We start from the raw sequence: 17,081 nt of genomic DNA on the forward strand, positions 1-17,081 counted from the left end.
CGCCCGGGACCGCGCCCGCGCCTCTCTCCGCGCTCACCTCACCGCCTCCGCCCCGTCCTCGTCCCCGGCCCCCGGCCGCACGTCACCGCAGGCCGCCGCGTCCACGGCCCCGGCACCGGCAGTCCCCGCACCGGAAGCCCCGGCACCGGAAGCCCCGGCACCGGAAGCCCCGGCACCGGAAGCCCCGCCGGGCGCGGCCTTCCCGGCGCCGTCGCCACGCGCTTGCGCACCCGCGGCCGCGCCGCCCGGGCGACCCGGTGACGATACCCGCTCCGGCCGCTCCCCGGCCCCGGCCCCCGCCCCGGCCCCGGCCCCGGCACGGGATCCCCGCGCGTCCCCCAGCGGCAGCCGTACCGTGAACTGCGCGCCGCCCTCCGCCGCCGCGCCCAGCTCCACGCGGCCGCCCGCGCGGTGGGCCGCCTGGCGGACCAGCGGCAGCCCGATGCCGCGCCCCGGCCCCCGCGTGGACCAGCCGCCGGTGAAGACGGCCTCCGCGTCGGCGGGCGGCACCCCCGGGCCCGTGTCCGCCACGCGCAGCAGCAGCTCGCCGCCGGCCGTGGCGAGCGTGACCGTCACGCGCGAGCCGGCCGAGCCCTGCGCGGCCTCGACGGCGTTGTCGATCAGGTTGCCCAGGATCGTGACGAGGTCCCGTGGCGCCAGGTGCGGCGGCAGGAGCTGGTCGTCGACGCGGCTGTCGTCCGTCAGGACCAGTTCGACGCCCCGCTCCGCGGCCTGCGCGGACTTGCCGAGCAGCAGCGCCGCCAGCACCGGCTCGCCCACCGCGTCGACCACCTGGTCCGTCAGCGCCTGCGCGAGCTCCAGCTCGGCCGTGGCGAAGCCGACCGCCTCCTCCACCCGGCCCAGCTCGATCAGCGACACGACCGTGTGCAGCCGGTTCGCCGCCTCGTGCGCCTGCGCCCGCAGCGCCTGGGTGAAGCCCCGCTCGGAGTCGAGCTCCCCGGACAGCGCCTGGAGCTCGGTGCGGTCCCGCAGGGTCACGACCGTGCCGCGCCGCTCCCCGCCGACCACCGGCCGGGTCGACACGACCAGGACCCGGTCCGCCGTGAGGTGCAGCTCGTCCTCGCGCGGCTCGGCCGCCAGCAGCGCGCCCGTCAGCGACGGCGGCAGCCCCAGCTCGGCGACCGGGGTGCCCACGGCGTCCCCGGGCAGCCCCAGCAGCTCCCGCGCCCCGTCGTTGACCAGCGCGATCCGCCGCTGTCCGTCCAGCATCAGCAGGCCCTCGCGCACCGCGTGCAGAGCCGCCTGGTGGTAGTCGTGCATCCGGCTCAGTTCGGCGGCGTTCATCCCGTGGGTGTGGCGCCGCAGCCGCGCGTTGATCACATAGGTGCCCACCGCGCCGAGCGCCAGCGCCCCGCCCGCGAAGCCGAGCAGGGCGGTGACCTGGCGCCGCAGCTGCTCGCTGATCCGGTCGACGGTGATGCCCGCGCTGACCAGGGCGACGATCCGGTCCCGGTCCCACACGGGCGTGACCGTCCGCACGGACCGGCCGAGCGTCCCGTCGTACGTCTCCGTCAGCGTGCCGCCGCGCCGCGCCGCGTCGATGTGGCCCAGGTACGTGCCGCCTATCCGGTCCGCCTCCGGGTGCGTCCAGCGCGTCCCGTCCGGCGCCATGACCACCACGAACGTCACGCCGTGCTCGCCGGTGAGGGCGTCGGCGTACGGCTGGAGCGCGGCCGTCGGGTTGTCGGAGTGCGCCGCGGCGACGACCGAGGGGGAGCGGGCGACGGCCGTCGCGGTGGCGGTCGCCTGCCGGCGGGCGGTCTCCTCCGCCTGGGCGCGGTCGGTCACATACGCGAAGACGGCGCACCCGGCCACGATGACCGCCACCAGCACGGCCTGCATCGCGAAGAGCTGGCCGGCCAGGCTGCGGGGGCGGGGGAGGCGCATGCGGTAAGTCTGCACGGCCGAAAACGCGTGAACGAAACGCACGCAACGGTGACCTGCTTCACAGGCGTGGTGGATAGTCGCGGGGATCCACCGGGACGTGGAGCGAACACTTCGAGGGAGGACCCCGTGGCCGCACGGCGGGAACGTACCCACTATCTCTATCTGGCCGTCATCGCGGCGGTCGTGCTCGGCATCGCCGTCGGCTTCGCCGCGCCGGACGTGGCCAAGGAGCTCAAGCCGCTCGGCACCGGCTTCGTCAACCTGATCAAGATGATGATCTCGCCGGTCATCTTCTGCACGATCGTGCTGGGCGTCGGCTCGGTCCGCAAGGCCGCGAAGGTGGGCGCCGTCGGCGGTCTGGCCCTCGGGTACTTCATGGTCATGTCGACGGTCGCCCTCGCGATCGGCCTGGTCGTCGGCAATCTGCTGGAGCCCGGCGCCGGGCTGCGCATCACCGAGGAGACCCGCGCGGCGGGCTCGCAGCAGGCCGAGGGGGCCAGCGAGAGCACCGTCGACTTCCTGCTGGGGATCATCCCCAAGACGCTCGTGTCGGCGTTCACCGAGGGCGAGGTCCTCCAGACCCTGCTGGTCGCGCTGCTGGCGGGCTTCGCGCTCCAGGCGATGGGCAAGGCGGGTGAGCCGGTGCTGCGCGGCATCGGGCACATCCAGCGGCTGGTCTTCCGCATCCTGGCGATGATCATGTGGGCGGCGCCGGTCGGCGCGTTCGGCGCCATCGCCGCGGTGGTCGGCTCGACGGGCCTGGACGCGCTGAAGTCGCTCGCCGTCATCATGCTCGGCTTCTACGCCACCTGCGTCCTCTTCGTCTTCGTGGTGCTGGGCGCGCTGCTGCGGCTGGTGGCCGGGGTGGGTGTCTTCGCGCTGTTCAAGTACCTCGCGCGGGAGTTCCTGCTGATCCTCTCCACCTCGTCGTCCGAGTCGGCGCTGCCGCGCCTGATCGCCAAGATGGAGCACCTGGGCGTCAGCAAGCCGGTCGTCGGCATCACCGTGCCGACCGGCTACTCCTTCAACCTGGACGGCACGGCGATCTACTTGACGATGGCGTCGCTCTTCGTCGCCGAGGCGATGGGGCAGCCGCTGGCGGTCGGCGAGCAGATCTCCCTCCTCGTCTTCATGGTCATCGCGTCGAAGGGCGCGGCCGGTGTCACGGGCGCCGGGCTCGCGACCCTCGCGGGCGGCCTCCAGTCGCACAAGCCGGCGCTGGTGGACGGCGTGGGCCTGATCGTGGGCATCGACCGGTTCATGAGCGAGGCGCGCGCCCTGACCAACTTCGCGGGCAACGCGGTGGCGACGGTCCTGATCGGCACCTGGACCAAGGAGATCGACAAGGAGCGGGTGGCGGAGGTGCTCGCCGGGCGGGCGCCGTTCGACGAGACGACCCTGCTGGACGACGGACACGGCACGGCCGCCCCGGACGACGCCGGCGGTCCGGCGGAGCGGCCCGCCGACGCGGGGCAGCCCGCCAAGGTCTGACGGCCTGCCGCGACGCGGGCGCGACGCGGGCCGGACGCCGCCGGGGAAGCCGTCCGGGACGTCGTCGGGGACGCGCGCCGGGACCTCGCCGGGGACTCGTCGGGAGAAGCCGTCCGGGAGGTGCGGGCGCGGGAGCCGGAGCAGGGCCGGCCCCGCGCCCGCACCCGTTCCACGGGGGTCCCCTCTGCGCGTACCGCCGGTAACATGGCGCGCGCATGACACCTGTACGCGCCCGCGCACGTCCCGGCGACGACCGCCACCCGCACCGGTGTGAAGGGATGGACCCCCCATGTCACGTCTGGCCCGTACGACCTCCGCGCTCGCCCTCACCGCCGCACTCCTCGCCACCGCCGCCCTCCCGGCGGCGACGGCGGCCCAGCCCGCGGCTCCGCAGGCCCCGTCCGCCCCGGAGGCCGCCGTCTCCGACGCCCTCCGGGACGTGGTCCTGGTCGGCAACAGCGCCGACGGCACCGTGAGCTTCCTCGACGCCCGCACGTACCGGAACCTCGGCACCCTGGACGTCGTGCCCGACCTGGAGGAGGTCCTGCGCGGCATGGACCCGCTGCGCCGCGCCGCGTACGAGGTGGTCAGGCAGCAGGCGGGCGGCGACAAGTTCGTGGACGACGCGCACCTGTCGCCGGACGGCCGCACCCTGTACGTCTCGCGCGGCAACCTCGGCGACGCCGCCGCGTACGACGTGGCCACCGGCCGCCAGCTGTGGCGGACGCACCTGGCGGGACTGAAGGCCGACCACGCGGCGCTCTCCGCCGACGGCCGCACCTTCGTCGTGTCGGCCATCACCGCCGCCAAGGCGCAGACGCTCGACACGGCCACCGGCCGCGTCACCGGCGAGTTCCCCACGGGCACGTACCCGCACGAGAACATGTACTCCGCCGACGGCTCCCTTATCTACAACATGTCCATCGGCGTGACCTCCCTGCCCAAGGCCCTCAACTTCCTCAAGGGCAGCAAGCAGGTCACCGTCGTGGACGCGAAGACCCTGAAGGTCGTCCGCACCCACACCTTCGAGCACGGCATCCGCCCGGCCGTGGTGACCCCGGACGGCAGGACGATGTACGCGCAGCTCTCCTACCTGAACGGCTTCATCGAGTACGACCTCGAAGCCGGCCGCACGGTCCGCACCGTCGAGATGCCCTTCAGCCCGGCCGGAGCGGCGCTCGAACCGGACGACTACCCGCAGAACTCCGCGCACCACGGCATGGCCATGAACGCGGCGCGCGACAAGCTCTGCACGGCCGGGACCATCGACGACTACACGGCCGTCGTCTCCCGCCCGGCGCTCACCACCGACGGCTTCGTCCACTACCCGCAGGGCTCCCTGCCGTACTGGTCGGTGACCGGGCCGGACGGTGGCACCTGCTGGGTGACGCTGTCCAACCGGGACGAGGTGTCGGTCGTGGACTACGCCACGGCGAAGGAGGTCGCGCGGATCAAGGTCGGGGACTTCCCGCAGCGGGAGCGCACGGGCCGCGCGGCCCCCGAGGCGCTGGCGGGTCTCACCCCGCAGGAGTGACCGGGCCCTTGCCTTGACGCCGACGTCAAGCCGTACGTTCACAGCATGCGAATCGGCGAACTGGCCCGGCGCGCCGGGGTCACCACCCGCACCCTGCGCTACTACGAGGCGCGCGGGCTGCTCCCGGCGCGCCGCGGCGAGAGCGGATACCGGACCTACGGCGAGGAGGACCTGCGGCTGCTGCGGCAGATCCTCGTCCTGAAGGACTTCGGCTTCGGCCTGGAGGAGACCCGGCCGTTCGTCGAGTGCCTGCGCGCCGGGCACCCGACGGGCGACGCCTGCCCGGCCTCGCTCGCCGTGTACCGGCGGAAGCTGGCCGAACTGGACGCCTTGATGGACCAGTTGGGCACCGTCCGGGCACAGGTCGCCGCGCATCTGGCCGCCGCCGAGGCGACCGCCGCCACCGCGTACGAAGCCCCCGAGCCGGCTTGCGAGTTCGCGGGGCCCACTCCGTCAGCGACACGAGGAGCCCTCGGAACATGAGCACCCTGAGAACCGTCACCGACGCCGACTTCGCCGCCGAGGTCCTCGCCGCCGGCCGCCCCGTCCTGGTCGAGTTCACCGCCACCTGGTGCGTTCCGTGCCGGCAGCTGGCCCCCGTCCTGGAACGCGTCGCCGAGGAGCACGCGGACGAACTGGACGTGGTGGCCGTGGACGTGGACACCAGCCCGGAGGCGGTGGCCCGCTACGCGGTGCTGTCCACCCCGACGACGTTCCTGTTCCGCGACGGCGAGCCGGTCCGCTCGGTGGTGGGCGCCCTGTCCAAGCGGCGCCTGCTGAGGGCCCTGGACCTCACCCCCCGCGACTGAGGGCCCCCGCGACTGAGAGCCCCCGCGGCTGAGGCCCCGCGACTCAGAGCCCCCGCGGCTGAGGCCCCGCGCGGCCGCGACCGCGGGGCGCCGCGCCTCAGGGCGCGGGGCTGTCCTGCCGGCCGCCGGGCGCGCGCTGGCTCGCCGCCATCAGCAGGATGCCGGCCAGCATGAGCACGCTGCCGCCCAGGGTTCCCGCCTGCCGGGCGCCGAGGTCGCCGACCATCAGGCCGAAGCCCACCTGGCAGCACAGGGCGGCGGCCATGGCCAGCTGGGCCCAGCCGTGGAGGCGGGTGCGCCGGACGGCCTTCCGGGTCCAGGGCAGGACCCAGCCGCGGGTGATGGCCGCGACCCCCGACGCGGCGAGCAGCACCGCCAGCAGGACGACCGGTATGCCGAGGTAGAACCCCATGTCCCCTCCTTGCGGGCCGGACCCGCGCCGGACACCCGCGCGATCATGGCACCTCCCGTGCCGCACGTCCACGACCCCTCGGCGGGCGGGGTCCGAAGCCGCGTCCGTCGGCGGGGCGCGCGTCCGGCCGCCCGTGCGAGAAGAGGGGGCGCGGACATGAAAAAACCCCGCGCCGGTGAATTGGCGGGCGGGGAGGGGGCGCGCGTATAGTGGTGGATTCCGCATGCGGGCACGCAAAAGCGGGCGTGCGGAATCAACAGGCACACGTTATCGCGTCGGGAGTGGAATTGTCAATCGGGCAGACCGAGGCGCTGCGGGACGAGCAGCGGTTCGTCAGCGGGCTCTACGAGCGGCTCGACCTCCTGCGGGAACGGGCCGAGGCCGCCGTGCGCGACGCGCTCAAGAACGCCGGGAACGGCCGGCAGGCGAGGATCGAGCGGGACATCGCGGTCGCCGAGCAGTCGGGGCTGCTCGCCGCGTACAACGCCGGCGACCAGGGCCTGTGCTTCGGGAGGCTCGTGTTCCGCGACGGGCGCGACCACCACATCGGGCGCATCGGCATCCGCGAGGACGACGCCGAGCGCACCCCGCTCGTCATCGACTGGCGCGCCGAGGTGGCCCGCCCGTTCTACCTGGCGACCGGCCACACCCCCATGGGCCTCAGCCGGCGCCGCCACCTCACCACCAGTGGCCGCGAGGTCACCGCCCTGCACGACGAGATCCTCGACCTGGGCGACCCCACGCGCAGCGGCCACGAGGGGCGCGACGCCGACGAGGTGCTGCTCGCCGCCCTCGGCGCCGCCCGCACCGGCCGGATGAGCGACATCGTGCGGACCGTCCAGGCCGAGCAGGACCGCGTCATCCGCGCCCCGCACCAGGGCGTCCTCGTCGTGGAGGGCGGCCCCGGCACCGGCAAGACCGCCGTCGCCCTGCACCGCGCCGCCTATCTGCTGTACGCCCAGCGGGAGCTGCTGGCCCGCCGGGCCGTGCTCGTCGTCGGGCCGAACACCGCGTTCCTGCGCTACATCGGGGACGTCCTGCCGAGCCTCGGCGAGACCGGCGTGCTGCTCGCCACCGTCGGGGAGCTGTTCCCCGGCGTCCGCGCCACCGGCACCGACACCCCGGAGGCCGCCGAGATCAAGGGCCGCGCCGCCATGGCCGAGGTGCTGGCCGCCTTCGTCCGCGACCAGCAGACCGTGCCGCCCACCGGCGAGCCCCTGGAGATCGACCACGAGGACTACGGAACGCTGCTCCTCGACCGGGACACCGCCGAGGACGCCCGCTGGGACGCCCGCGGGACCGGCCTGCCGCACAATCTGGCCCGGCCCCGCTTCGCCACCCGGATCATCGACGCGCTCACCGCCCAGCTCGCCGACCGGCTCGGCGCCGACCCGTACGGCGGCCCGAACCTCCTCGACGCCTCCGACATCGCCCAGATCGGCAAGGAGATCGCCGCCAGCGACGAGGTGCACGCCGCCATCGACGAGCTGTGGCCCGTGCTGACCCCCCAGCGGCTGGTCGAACGGTTCCTGGAGGACCCCTACGGCTACCTCCCCGACGGCGAGGCCGAGTTCGTGCGCCGCGACCCGGGCAGCCCCTGGACCCCCGCCGACGTGCCGCTCCTGGACGAGGCGGCGGAGCTGCTGGGCGAGGACGACACCGCCGCCCGCGCCGCCGCGGCCCGCGAGCGCGCCCGCCGCGTCGCCTACGCGCAGGGCGTCCTCGACGTGTCGTACGCCTCGCGCACCTACGAGTTCGAGGACGAGGAGTCCGAAGTGCTCGCCGCCCACGACGTCATCGACGCCGAGCGGTTCGCGGAGCGCCACGAGGAGGACGACCACCGCACCGCCGCCGAGCGCGCCGCCGCCGACCGCACCTGGGCGTTCGGCCACATCATCGTGGACGAGGCGCAGGAGCTGTCCGCGATGGCGTGGCGGCTGCTGATGCGCCGCATCCCCACCCGCTCCATGACCCTCGTCGGGGACCCCGCCCAGACCGGCGACGCGGCGGGCTGCGGCTCCTGGCGCGAGATCCTCGCCCCGTACGTCGGGGACCGCTATGAGCACGTCACGCTCGGCGTCAACTACCGCACCCCCGCCGAGATCATGGAGGTCGCGGCCGAGCTGCGGCGCGCCGACGAACCGGACTTCCAGCCGCCCCGCTCGGTGCGCTCCACCGGCGAACCGCCCTGGGAGACCGTCACGGACGACCTGCCGGCCGCGGTCGCGCGGGCCGTCGCCGACGAGCTCAAGGGCGAGGGGCGGCTCGCCGTCGTCGCGCCCGCCGCCCACCACCCCGCCCTGACGGCCGCGCTCCCCGACGCGTCGCACGGCCCGAACCCCGACCTCACCCGCCCGGTCGTCGTCATCGACCCGCGGCAGGCGAAGGGCCTGGAGTTCGACACCGTGATCGTCGCGGACCCCGACGGCATCCGCGCCGCCGGACCGCTCGGCGTCAACGACCTGTACGTGGCGCTGACCCGGGCGACCCGGCGGCTGGGCCTCGTACGGCTCAGGCGGGCCTGAACCAGACCGTCGCCAGCGGCGGCAGCGTCATGCGGACCCCGTCGTCCCCGCGCTTCAGCGGGCCGTCGTTGCGCACATCGCTGCCGCCGTACCGCGCGGCGTCCGTGTTGAGGACCTCCGTCCACGCCGGTACGGACTCCGGGGCCCACAGCCGGTAGTCGTGCCGCACCACGGGCGAGAAGTTACTCACCGCCAGCAGCGGGGAGCCCTGCGCGTCGTACCGCAGGAACGCGAACACGTTGTCGTCGGCGGCGTCGCCCAGCGCCCACTGGAAGCCCTCCGGGACGGTGTCCCGCTCCCACAGCGCGGGCGTCGCCGCGTACACCGCGTTCAGATCGCGCACCAGGTCGCGCACCCCCCGGTGGTCGCCCGCCGAGTGGTAGTCGTCGGCCAGCAGCCACCACTCGGGCCCCTCCGCGTGGGACCACTCGGCGCCCTGCGCGAACTCCTGCCCCATGAACAGCAGTTGCTTGCCCGGGTGGGCCCACATGAAGCCCAGGTACGCCCGGTGGTTGGCGCGCCGCTGCCACCAGTCGCCGGGCATCTTCGACACCAGCGCCTGCTTGCCGTGCACCACCTCGTCGTGCGAGATCGGCAGCACGTAGTTCTCGCTGTACGCGTACACCATCGAGAAGGTCATCTCGTTGTGGTGGTACTTGCGGTGGACCGGCTCCTTGGAGACGTACACCAGCGAGTCGTGCATCCAGCCCATGTTCCACTTCAGCCCGAAGCCCAGGCCGCCCTGGTCGGTGGGGCGGGTCACGCCCTCCCAGGCGGTGGACTCCTCCGCGATCGTCACCACGCCGGGGCAGCGCCGGTACACGGTCGCGTTCATCTCCTGCAGGAAGCGGACCGCGTCGAAGTTCTCCCGCCCGCCGTACTCGTTGGGCGCCCACTCGCCGTACTCGCGGGAGTAGTCCAGGTACAGCATCGAGGCGACCGCGTCCACGCGCAGCCCGTCGATGTGGAACTCCTGGCACCAGTAGACCGCGTTCGCCACCAGGAAGTTGCGCACCTCCGTGCGGCCGTAGTCGAACTCCAGCGTCCCCCAGTCGGGGTGCTCGGCACGGCGCGGGTCCGGGTGCTCGTACAGCGGCGTCCCGTCGAACCGGGCCAGCGCCCAGTCGTCCTTCGGGAAGTGCGCCGGCACCCAGTCCACCAGGACCCCGATGCCCTCCTGGTGCAGCCGGTCCACCAGGTACTTGAAGTCGTCCGGCGTGCCCAGCCGGGCCGTCGGCGCGTAGTACGAGGTGACCTGGTAGCCCCAGGACGGGCTGTACGGGTGCTCGGCGACCGGCATCAGCTCCACGTGCGTGAACCCGAGGTCCTTGACGTACGCCGGGAGCACATCGGCGAGCTCCCGGTACGACAGCCCCGGCCGCCAGGACGGCAGGTGCACCTCGTACACGGAGAACGGCGCCTCGTGCACCGGCCGCTCGCCCCGCCGGGCCATCCACTCCGCGTCCCGCCACTCGTGGTGCGAGGCCGTGACGACGGACGCGGTCTCCGGCGGGCACTGGGTGCGCCGCGCCATCGGGTCGGCGCGCAGCGCGTGGTGCCCGTCCGGGCCGACCACCTCGAACTTGTACAGGGTGCCCTCGCCGATGCCGGGCACGAACAGCTCCCAGACCCCGCTCGCGCCCAGCGACCGCATCGGCAGCCCCGTGCCGTCCCAGAACGTCCAGTCCCCGGCGAGCCGCACCCCGCGCGCGTTCGGCGCCCACACGGTGAAGCGGGTCCCCGCCACGCCCTGATGGGTCATCACCCGCGCGCCGAGCGCCGTCCACAGCTCCTCGTGGCGGCCCTCCCGGATCAGATGCAGGTCCAGCTCGCCCAGCGCGGGCAGGAACCGGTACGGGTCGTGGACCTCCAGCTCCGCCTCCTCGTACGAGACGAGCAGCCGGTAGCCGTCCGGGACGCCCGGCAGCGGCAGGACGCCCGAGAACAGGCCGTCGCCGTCGTCGTGCAGGGCGTGCCGCGTGCCGTCGGCGAGGACCACGGCGACCGCCCTGGCGTGCGGGCGCAGCGCGCGGAACGCCACTCCCTCCGGCACCGGGTGGGCGCCCAGCAGCCCGTGCGGGTCGTGGTGCTCGCCGGCCAGCAGCCGCGCCCGGTCGGCGCCCTCCACGGGGTGCGCCGGCACCCCGTCGGCCGCCCCGTCCCTGGGCCGGGGCGGCCGCTTGGCGGCGGCCTTCACGGGGGCGGTGCCGGCCGGGGCCGCGGGCCCGGCCTCGGGGGCGGTCCCGGTGGCGGCCTTTCCGGCGGCCGCGGTGGTGGCGGCGGGGGCCCCGGCCGCGGCCTTCGGCGCTCCGGTCGCGGCGTGCGGCGTCTCGGGCGCCTTCGCCTCGGGGCCCTCCAGGGGGGTGACGACCGGCTGCGCGGTCCTCGTCGTGGGCGGCTTGCGGGTCGGACGGCGGGGGGTCACGGGGGGAGTCCTCCTCGGAGAGGTGGGTGGGTGAGGTGGTGCGGGGGCGGGTGCCGCCGGTCAGGGCAGCCGGTCGGAGGAGAGGCGGGTGCGCCCGGTGAGCGCCCGCCCGGCCACCGGGGGCAGCGGGCCGGCGCCCGGCGGCGACGCCAGGCGCTGGATCGCCGCCATCGGCACGGGCAGCCAGTCGGGGCGGTGCCGGGCCTCGTAGACCACCTCGTACACCGCCTTGTCCGTCTCGTACGCCCGCAGCAGCGCCGCCTCGGCGCGCGGGTCGCGCCCGGACGCCTCGGCGTACCCGGAGCAGTACGCGTCGCGGCAGCGCTCCGCCCAGTCGGGGTGCCACGGGCGGTGCGAGTGGGCCGCGTAGTCGAAGGAGCGCAGTATTCCGGCGACGTCCCGCACCGGCGGCTGCGGGCGGCGGCGCTCGGCGAGCGGCTTCGTGGGCTCGCCCTCGAAGTCGATCACCGACCACTCGCCGTCCGCGCTGCGCAGCGCCTGCCCCAGGTGCAGGTCGCCGTGGACCCGCTGGGCGCGCCATGTGCTGCCGCTCTCCGCGAGCGCGGCGACCGTCTCGAACGCGGCGCGCAGTCCGGGCACGTACGGCATGAGCGCGGGGACCGCCTGGGTGGCGGCGTCCAGGCGGCGGCTCATCGCGACCGCGAGCTCCCGCGCCTGGCGCCGGGCGAGCCGCACCGTGGGCAGCGCCTCCGCGAGGGCCGTGTGGACCTCGGCGGTGGCGCGGCCCAGCGCGTGGGCCTCCGGGACGAAGTCCCGCCCGGCGGCCAGCGCGTCCAGGGCGAGCTGCCAGCCGTCCTGCGAGCCGCGCAGGAACGGCTGGAGCACGCCCAGGGTGGCGCCGTCCGGGCCGGACCCCGCCTCGTACCAGGCGACGGGCGCCGGGACCCGGGCGCAGCCGGCGCGGGAGAGGGCGAGCGGCAGCTCCAGGTCCGGGTTGGCGCCCGGATGGATGCGCCGGAAGATCTTCAGGATGTAGGCGTCGCCGTAGACGAGCGACGTGTTCGACTGCTCGGCGTCCAGCACGCGCGGGGGCAGACCGTCGGGGATCGCCACCGTCCGGTGGAAGCTCAGCGGGCCGATCGTGCCGGGCGCCCGCAGCCGCTCCAGGAGCAGTGCGGCGAGCCGCGGGTCCTGGAGCGCCTCGTACACCGTGCGTCCCGCGAGCGGCCCCTGGGTGACGCGCCCGATCAGGGCGGGGGCGAGCAGGGGCGGGAGCGTGTCGCACACGCCGAGCAGCAGCTGGTAGCAGTCGCCGGGCGGGGCGGGTGTGGTGGCGGCGCCGGGCTGCTGGACGCGGACGAGCAGGTGCAGCAGTCCGGGTCCGGCGGCGCCGAGCGGCAGCAGTTCGGTGGCCGACACGAGGGAGAAGCCGGTGACCGGCTTCCCCTTCCCGGCGAACCACCGTCTGCGGGGCAGCCATTCGTGGAGCAGCGGCGCCAGTGACGGCAGCAGGGCGACGGGTGCCCGGGCGGTGGATGCGGTCTCCGACATGGCAGCGCGTCCTTTCCCCGGGTACTACAGAATGCACGGAACGTGCAGAGTGTCCCGGAATGCGGCATGGGCTGTCCGGCTGTGCGGGACGTGTCGGGCGGGGATGGTCCTTATAGACCCGAATCGACGTATGAGGGGGACAGTGCCCAGGGCGGAGCGAGGGAAACGCCCCGCCCGGACGCAGGGGGGTGCGAGGGGTGCGGACGCGCCGTCAGAGGTGGGCGGCGGCCGCGCCGGAGGGCCCCGGCGCCGGCCTGCCGGCCGCTCCCGCCGCGGGCCCCGGTGCCGCCTCGGACGCCGGTGCGGCGGCGGCCGGGCCGGTGGCGGCAGCGGCGGGCCGCGCGGGGGTGGGCGCGGCGGCGGGGCCGGTGGCGGTGGCGTGGCCCGGCGCGGGGGCGTGCGCTGCGGCGCCGGTGCGCTGGGCGGACGAGGCGGCCTTCGTGGGGAGCGCCGTGTCCTTGCGCAGCCGGAACCAGTAGAAGCCGTGCCCGGCGAGCGTCAGCAGGTAGGGCCACTCGCCGATGGCGGGGAAGCGGACCCCGCCGATGAGCTCCACGGGGTGGAGGCCGTTGAACCGCCGCAGGTCCAGCTCGGTCGGCTGGGGGAAGCGCGAGAAGTTGTGCACGCACATCACCAGGTCGTCGCCGTACTCGCGCAGGAACGCGAGGACGGCCGGGTTCGACGACGGCAGTTCGGTGTACGAACCGAGCCCGAAGGCCGGGTTCTGCTTGCGGATCTCGATCATCCGGCGCGTCCAGTGCAGCAGCGACGACGGGGACGCCATCGACGCCTCCACGTTGGTCACCTGGTAGCCGTAGACCGGGTCCATGATGGTCGGCAGGTACAGCCGGCCCGGATCGCAGGAGGAGAAGCCCGCGTTGCGGTCGGGCGTCCACTGCATGGGGGTGCGCACACCGTCGCGGTCACCGAGCCAGATGTTGTCGCCCATGCCGATCTCGTCGCCGTAGTACAGGATCGGCGACCCCGGCAGGGACAGCAGCAGGGCGGTGAACAGCTCGATCTGGTTGCGGTCGTTGTCGAGCAGCGGGGCGAGGCGGCGGCGGATGCCGATGTTGGCGCGCATCCGCGGGTCCTTGGCGTACTCCGCGTACATGTAGTCGCGCTCCTCGTCGGTGACCATCTCCAGGGTCAGCTCGTCGTGGTTGCGCAGGAAGATGCCCCACTGGCAGTTCGCCGGGATCGCCGGCGTCTTGGCCAGGACTTCGGAGACGGGGTAGCGGGACTCCCGGCGCACCGCCATGAAGATGCGCGGCATGACCGGGAAGTGGAACGCCATGTGGCACTCGTCGCCGCCGGCCGCGTAGTCGCCGAAGTAGTCGACGACGTCCTCCGGCCACTGGTTCGCCTCGGCGAGCAGCACCGTGTCCGGGTAGGCGGCGTCGATCTCCTTGCGGACCCGCTTCAGGAAGGCGTGGGTCGCCGGGAGGTTCTCGCAGTTGGTGCCCTCCTCCTGGTAGAGGTACGGCACGGCGTCGAGGCGGAAGCCGTCGATGCCCAGGTCCAGCCAGAACCGCAGCGCCGACAGGATCTCCTGCTGGACGGCCGGGTTCTCGTAGTTCAGGTCCGGCTGGTGCGAGAAGAACCGGTGCCAGTAGTACTGCTTGCGCACCGGGTCGAAGGTCCAGTTGGACGTCTCCGTGTCGACGAAGATGATCCGGGCGTCCTGGAACTGCTTGTCGTCGTCGGCCCAGACGTAGTAGTCGCCGTACGGGCCGTCCGGGTTGGCTCGGGACTCCTGGAACCACGGGTGCTGGTCGCTGGTGTGGTTCATGACGAAGTCGATGATCACCCGCATGCCGCGCTGGTGCGCGGCGTCCACGAACTCGACGAAGTCCGCCAGGTCACCGAACTCGGGCAGCACCGACGTGTAGTCCGACACGTCGTAACCGCCGTCGCGGAGCGGGGACTTGAAGAAGGGCGGCAGCCACAGGCAGTCCACCCCCAGCCACTGCAGATAGTCCAGCTTGGCCGTGAGGCCCCTGAGGTCGCCGATGCCGTCGCCGTTGCTGTCCTGGAAGGAGCGGACCAGCACCTCGTAGAACACGGCCCGCTTGAACCAGTCGGGGTCCCGGTCCTTGGCGGGGGTGTCCTCGAACGTGTCGTGGACGGGCTCGTTCACGGTCATGATGTGGGTGACCCTCCGATCGGGGGAGACGGTCGCAGGACGGAACTGTGCTGATCGGGGGAGCAGCCCCCCGATCCCCGGCACACCACCAGCACGTGCGCGGGTCTGACACCCGGCTCCAGGCGCACATAGTTGGTCCTGCCCCAGTGATATGTCTCACCGGTGAGCTCGTCGCGCACCGGTACGGTCTCGTGCCAGTCCAGGCCGAGATCCGGCATGTTCAACGAAACCGTCGCCTCCTGGGTGTGGTGGGGGTCGAGGTTCACGACCACCAGAACCACGTTCGAACCCTGCCGCTTGCTGTACGCGATGACCGCGTCGTTGTCGGCGTGGTGGAAGCGGAGGTTCCGAAGCCGCCGCAGCGCCGGATGGCGGCGCCGCAGGCGGTTGAGCGTGGTGATGAGCGGGGCGATGCTGCGGCCCTCCCGCTCGGCGGCCGCCCAGTCACGCGGCCGCAGCTGGTACTTCTCCGAGTCGAGGTACTCCTCGCTGCCCTCCCGCACGGGGGTGTTCTCGCACAGCTCGTACCCGGCGTACACCCCCCACGTCGGGGAGAGCGTCGCCGCGAGGACCGCCCGCGCCTCGAACGCCGGGCGCCCTCCGTGCTGGAGGTAGGCGTGCAGGATGTCCGGGGTGTTCACGAAGAGGTTCGGCCGCATGTAGGCGGCCGTCTCCGTGGACAGCTCCGTCAGGTAGTCGGTGATCTCCTGCTTGGTGTTGCGCCAGGTGAAGTACGTGTACGACTGCTGGAACCCGATCGCGCCGAGCGTGCGCATCATCGCGGGCCGGGTGAACGCCTCCGCCAGGAAGATCACGTCCGGGTCGGTGCGGTTGATGTTGGCGATGACCTTCTGCCAGAACACCACCGGCTTGGTGTGCGGATTGTCCACCCGGAAGATCCGCACACCGTGCGCCATCCAGTGCCGCAGCACCCGCACGGTCTCGCGGATGATCCCGCGCATGTCCTCGTCGAACGCGATGGGGTAGATGTCCTGGTACTTCTTCGGGGGGTTCTCCGCGTACGCGATGGAGCCGTCCGCCCGGTGCCGGAACCACGCCGGGCGCCTGCGCACCCACGGGTGGTCCGGGGAGCACTGGAGCGCGAAGTCCAGCGCCACCTCCATGCGCAGCTCCCGCGCCCGCGCCACGAACGCGTCGAAGTCCGCGAGCGTGCCCAGGTCCGGGTGGACCGCGTCGTGCCCGCCCGCCGCGGAGCCGATCGCCCACGGCACGCCCGGATCGCCGGGGCCGGCCGTCAGGGAGTTGTTCGGGCCCTTGCGGTGCGTCGTGCCGATCGGGTGGATCGGCGGCAGGTACACCACGTCGAAGCCCATCGCGGCGATGGCCGGAAGCCGCTCGGCCGCCGTGCGGAACGTCCCGGACACGGGCCGGCCGTCCTCGTCGGTGTACGCGCCCTCCGAGCGCGGGAACATCTCGTACCACGACCCGTACAGCGCCCGCTCCCGCTCCACCAGCAGCGGCAGCGGCTTCGAGGCGGTGACCAGCTCCCGCAGCGGATGGCGGGCCAGCGCCTCGCGGACCTCCGGGGCCAGCGCGGCCGCCAGCCGGTCGGCGGGGGAGCGGCGCACGTCCCGCAGCGCGTCCACCGCCGCCAGTACGGCCTCCCGGCCCTCGTCCTTCGGGACCCCGTCCGCCGCCCGCTCGTGCAGCGCGGCGCCCTCGGCGAGGACCAGTTCGGTGTCGATGCCGGCCGGGATCTTGATGCCGGCCTCGTGGCGCCAGGTGGTGACCGGGTCGCTCCAGGCCTCCACGTGGTACGACCACATGCCCTCGCAGGTCGGGGTGACCTCGGCGCCCCACCGGTCGGTGCCGGGCGCCAGCTCCCGCATGGGGGTGAACGGTCCGGGGCGCCCGGACGGGTCGGTCAGCACCACATCGGCGGCCACCGCGTCGTGGCCCTCCCGGAAGACCGTGGCCGACACCTCGAAGGTCTCACCGGCCACCGCCTTCGCGGGCCTTCTGCCGCAGTCGACGACGGGGGAGACGTCCAGGACGGGGATACGACCAATCAGCGCGTTCACAGCATCACCTGAGGGTTGCTTACGGGGTATCGCTCTTTGTAACGGCTTCGTTGCGGCCTGGCGCGACGCAGGCATCACCGCTCCTCTCCGGGTTCACTCGGGTGGGCGGGTTCCGCAGGAGCCTTCCCACACCCGTCGGGTGGGCAATCCGGGGGTTTCCCGCCGTACGCCGGGCGGCGGCATCCGGCCGGACAGCGCAAGCCCGCGCCCCGTACGGCTGAATTCACCGGCCGCTTCACGCCGGGAGTGTCGGGTGGGGCTCCTGTGACTCATGTGC

The 17,081-nt window shown here is 73.7% G+C and carries 10 protein-coding genes and 1 pseudogene; 5 read left to right on the forward strand and 6 right to left on the reverse strand.

Annotated features, from left to right (window positions below; genetic code table 11):
* Positions 1-33: 33 nt before the first annotated feature.
* Positions 34-1,908 (reverse strand): sensor histidine kinase, encoded by a 1,875-nt coding sequence (locus tag ACSUPT_RS21020; protein ID WP_436945263.1) that lies wholly within the window; start codon positions 1,906-1,908, stop codon positions 34-36.
* A gap of 126 nt (positions 1,909-2,034) precedes the next feature.
* Here ACSUPT_RS21020 and ACSUPT_RS21025 point away from each other — a divergent pair, with 126 nt between their 5' ends.
* The 4 genes from ACSUPT_RS21025 to ACSUPT_RS21040 all read left to right on the forward strand — a co-directional run bounded on the left by ACSUPT_RS21025 (position 2,035) and on the right by ACSUPT_RS21040 (position 5,742).
* Positions 2,035-3,399 (forward strand): cation:dicarboxylate symporter family transporter, encoded by a 1,365-nt coding sequence (locus tag ACSUPT_RS21025; protein WP_436945264.1) that lies wholly within the window; start codon positions 2,035-2,037, stop codon positions 3,397-3,399.
* 289 nt (positions 3,400-3,688) lie between these two features.
* The gene (locus tag ACSUPT_RS21030; protein WP_361663205.1) at positions 3,689-4,933 is read left to right on the forward strand and encodes a YncE family protein; all 1,245 of its coding nucleotides are present in this window, start codon (positions 3,689-3,691) and stop codon (positions 4,931-4,933) included.
* A 45-nt stretch (positions 4,934-4,978) separates the two neighbouring features.
* Positions 4,979-5,416 carry a MerR family transcriptional regulator gene (locus tag ACSUPT_RS21035; RefSeq protein WP_351967823.1) on the forward strand — a complete coding sequence of 146 codons (438 nt, stop codon included), beginning with the start codon at positions 4,979-4,981 and terminating at the stop codon, positions 5,414-5,416.
* The gene (locus tag ACSUPT_RS21040; protein ID WP_361663202.1) at positions 5,413-5,742 is read left to right on the forward strand and encodes a thioredoxin family protein; all 330 of its coding nucleotides are present in this window, start codon (positions 5,413-5,415) and stop codon (positions 5,740-5,742) included. Before ACSUPT_RS21035 ends, ACSUPT_RS21040 begins: the two co-directional genes overlap by 4 nt.
* A 97-nt stretch (positions 5,743-5,839) precedes the next feature.
* Here the strand turns inward: ACSUPT_RS21040 and ACSUPT_RS21045 are convergent, their stop codons facing one another.
* Entirely contained in the window at positions 5,840-6,154 is a 315-nt protein-coding gene (locus tag ACSUPT_RS21045; RefSeq protein WP_365728035.1) for a hypothetical protein, read from the reverse strand.
* 281 nt (positions 6,155-6,435) lie between these two features.
* Here ACSUPT_RS21045 and ACSUPT_RS21050 point away from each other — a divergent pair, with 281 nt between their 5' ends.
* Positions 6,436-8,679 carry a HelD family protein gene (locus ACSUPT_RS21050; protein ID WP_365728033.1) on the forward strand — a complete coding sequence of 748 codons (2,244 nt, stop codon included), beginning with the start codon at positions 6,436-6,438 and terminating at the stop codon, positions 8,677-8,679.
* Here ACSUPT_RS21050 and glgB read toward each other — a convergent pair.
* The 4 genes and pseudogenes from glgB to ACSUPT_RS21070 form a co-directional block, all read right to left on the reverse strand.
* Positions 8,666-11,104: a 1,4-alpha-glucan branching enzyme gene (gene glgB, locus ACSUPT_RS21055; protein WP_404149318.1), complete on the reverse strand. Its 2,439-nt coding sequence runs from the start codon at positions 11,102-11,104 to the stop codon at positions 8,666-8,668. The two genes, ACSUPT_RS21050 and glgB, sit on opposite strands and share 14 nt — an antisense overlap.
* Before the next feature lie 60 nt (positions 11,105-11,164).
* Positions 11,165-12,616: a maltokinase N-terminal cap-like domain-containing protein gene (locus ACSUPT_RS21060; protein WP_361658524.1), complete on the reverse strand. Its 1,452-nt coding sequence runs from the start codon at positions 12,614-12,616 to the stop codon at positions 11,165-11,167.
* Between the two features lie 454 nt (positions 12,617-13,070).
* A pseudogene (treS, locus tag ACSUPT_RS21065) lies at positions 13,071-14,762 on the reverse strand (maltose alpha-D-glucosyltransferase); the annotation flags it as partial.
* Entirely contained in the window at positions 14,759-16,795 is a 2,037-nt protein-coding gene (locus ACSUPT_RS21070) for an alpha-1,4-glucan--maltose-1-phosphate maltosyltransferase (RefSeq protein WP_399219872.1), read from the reverse strand. The pseudogene treS and the gene ACSUPT_RS21070, both read right to left, overlap by 4 nt.
* Between the last annotated feature and the right edge of the window lie 286 nt (positions 16,796-17,081).

The sequence above is a fragment of the Streptomyces sp. SudanB25_2051 genome (genome assembly GCF_964272635.1).
Lineage (GTDB): Bacteria > Actinomycetota > Actinomycetes > Streptomycetales > Streptomycetaceae > Streptomyces.